The organism is Chamaesiphon sp. OTE_20_metabat_361, from assembly GCF_031364565.1.
Window position 1 is genome coordinate 1 of sequence record NZ_JANLWO010000319.1, and the last position, 2,351, is coordinate 2,351.

The 2,351-nt window shown below is 47.6% G+C and carries 4 protein-coding genes and 1 pseudogene; all 5 read right to left on the reverse strand.

All coding sequences use genetic code 11. The features are described 5' to 3' along the window. Window positions 1-310 precede the first annotated feature (310 nt). Window positions 311-712, reverse strand: a complete 402-nt coding sequence (locus RMO35_RS09465; RefSeq protein ID WP_309740551.1) for a hypothetical protein — start codon at window positions 710-712, stop codon at window positions 311-313. Between the two features lie 127 nt (window positions 713-839). After that, window positions 840-1,118 (reverse strand): GMC oxidoreductase, encoded by a 279-nt coding sequence (locus tag RMO35_RS09470; protein WP_309740553.1) that lies wholly within the window; start codon window positions 1,116-1,118, stop codon window positions 840-842. Continuing rightward, window positions 1,016-1,369 (reverse strand): GMC family oxidoreductase N-terminal domain-containing protein, encoded by a 354-nt coding sequence (locus tag RMO35_RS09475; RefSeq protein WP_309740555.1) that lies wholly within the window; start codon window positions 1,367-1,369, stop codon window positions 1,016-1,018. Before RMO35_RS09475 ends, RMO35_RS09470 begins: the two co-directional genes overlap by 103 nt. Beyond that, window positions 1,360-1,728 carry a GMC family oxidoreductase N-terminal domain-containing protein gene (locus RMO35_RS09480; RefSeq protein WP_309740557.1) on the reverse strand — a complete coding sequence of 123 codons (369 nt, stop codon included), beginning with the start codon at window positions 1,726-1,728 and terminating at the stop codon, window positions 1,360-1,362. The genes RMO35_RS09475 and RMO35_RS09480 overlap by 10 nt, the downstream gene beginning before the upstream one ends. 247 nt (window positions 1,729-1,975) lie before the next feature. Next, window positions 1,976-2,351 (reverse strand): annotated as a pseudogene (locus RMO35_RS09485) (hypothetical protein); the annotation flags it as partial.

Genomic DNA, 2,351 nt, shown 5'->3' on the forward strand with positions numbered 1-2,351 from the left:
TGGCAGCACTTCGATCGATCGACCTTCACCGGATGGAACGGCAGTGTTCTTCAAAATAGTTTCCATGAATCTTTCTCCTGAGATGAATTAGTTAATGCGATTTGCCAGACGAGAGGCTATGCCAGTGCCAAAAGTCTTTGCCGTAAGTAACGTGCAGCTTTAATTAAATCGGCGGCTTTTTCAGCGTTGGCGTAGCCGCACCGAGAGGTAATCGCGATTCTCCAGGGGAGAGGCTACGCCAACGTCGGTGCGTTCGTATTTCCTGTAGTCAAAGTTGGCATATCGAATAAATACTTTCATACGAGGTCTATCAAACATCGAAGGCGAGAAGAATTTGCTGATATTTCTCACCAACTTGTTTTGAATCGTAGGTGAGCGGGACGGTTTCAAATTTGAGTACTTTAAGCTGTCCCACGCATTCACTCACTTGAGTCAACTGGTCGGTCGTTTGCAGTTTTGCGGTCACTGTTGCACCCACTGAGCAGACAGCAGCAAACAGACAGATCGGTTTCCAGGTTGCTGCTTTGCCAACCGTTCCTGCGGTTCCTGCTAATAGTGCGGCGACCGCGCCGAGAATAGCGTTGGTTGTACTGTAGCAAGAATTATTGCGTTTGAGGATGTTCTTTTGTGCTTGTGCTTTGGTGAGGCTGCTATCGATGTGTTCTCGTAGTACATCGGGTTGCTCTGTCAGATTGGTGGAGTTCGCGTTCATGATATACCCTTTGAGATAATTTTTTTGGAAACGGTTGCTTTTAAATAGCCAATCGATCGCTACACCAGAGGTGGTAGGCGCATCTGCTGTGGCGATCGAACATTCCTCGATCGCTCTTTTAGAAATACTATGCCAGTGCTAAAAGTCTTTGCTGTAAGTAATGTGCAGCTTTAATTAAATCGGCAGCTTTTTCAGCGATCGCGATCGTGGGTGCATTCGTATTGCCTGTCACGATTTTTGGCATAATCGAAGCATCGACCACCCGCAACCCATCGATTCCATGTACCCGTAATTCGGGGTCTACTACTGCCATTGGGTCAGTACCCATTTTGCAAGTGCCGACTGGATGGTACATCGTCTCGCAAGCGGATCGGATGTAAGATCCGATCTCCCGATCGCTCTGCATGTCGGCAGATCGGCGACAACAGAAATGCCCAAGGCTTGTAGGTGTGCTGCGTCCCCAATGCCGGAAAGCATCAGCAGTTTGGGCGAATCGAACGCACCAGCACTTAAAATTACTTCCTCGTTGACTCCTACCTGGTGCAACGTGCCCTCGTGGAGATATTCCACCCCCACGGTGCGAGTGCCCTCAAATAACAACCGCGTCACTGATGCTCGGATTTCTTGAAATAGGGCAACATCTCCTATTAGCTCCAACCAGGATTTCCCAACGCCTGCCAGCGATTCTCCAAAGGAGAGGCTACGCCAACGTAATCGTGACGATTGCCTCGGCTATAAAGCATGAAATTAATCGCACTGCTGCCACCTAAAACTTTGCCACGGGGACAATAGATTTTGCGGTTACTTAGGGATGGTTCTGGTTCGGAGAAGTAGCCCCAATCCACTTCAGAACCTAGTAAGCGCAAGGTTGCTGACGGGCTTTGGATCTCTGGTTTCGTATCTGGGTTGCCTGCTTCGAGTAATAAGACGGTTGTGTCACTGTCTGCTGTCAGGCGGTTGGCAAGCACACAGCCTGCCGAGCCTGCACCGATGATAATGTAGTCATATTGAGTCATGTGATTTTCTCCTAATTTGCTGTCTGTCTTAGTCGTTTGCTAGTGGTTAATAAATTATTGATGACAGTTTTTTGCTATATCTTCAGTTTGCAAGACTCATTCAAATTTCACCACGCAAGATCCACCAGTTAAGCTTTAATTTAAATCGAGCGTCTCAACACTCGTTGGCGTAGCCTCCGCCTTGCGGAATCGCTCGACATCGAAAAATTAAGTTGCGTCTTAACTGGTGGATCTTGAGTGGTGTAAATCAACTGTTGGTAAAGAAAACTCTTACCACAGGCTGCAAACAGAATAACCCATCCGTTTTTTCGACGATCGATCTCCGCATCAGTGAGTTTAGTTGTTTTGGTACACTCTGTTCGGGGGTCAAACCGACAATACTTTTACGAATTTTAGCGATGGATACTGGCTCACGATAACTCGCCAACCAAAACAAGACTTTCTGTTCGGCTGGGGATAACCGCTTAAACTGCCGATCTAGTAAATCGCTAATGTCTTCAAATACCAAAATTCCGCGTTCGAGATCGGCGATGACTTCGGCAATGCTGCCATCGAACAGTTCTTGGGTAGCGGCTGCTACCATCTTTAGCATCAGCGGATTGCCGCCATAGTGATGAATTAGC

Bases quoted from the DNA above. Each gene is read 5' to 3' on its own strand.
- RMO35_RS09465 (WP_309740551.1), bottom strand. From the start codon at position 712: ATGAACGCGAACTCCACCAATCTGACAGAGCAACCCGATGTACTACGA.
- RMO35_RS09470 (WP_309740553.1), bottom strand. From the start codon at position 1,118: ATGCAGAGCGATCGGGAGATCGGATCTTACATCCGATCCGCTTGCGAG.
- RMO35_RS09480 (WP_309740557.1), bottom strand. From the start codon at position 1,728: ATGACTCAATATGACTACATTATCATCGGTGCAGGCTCGGCAGGCTGT.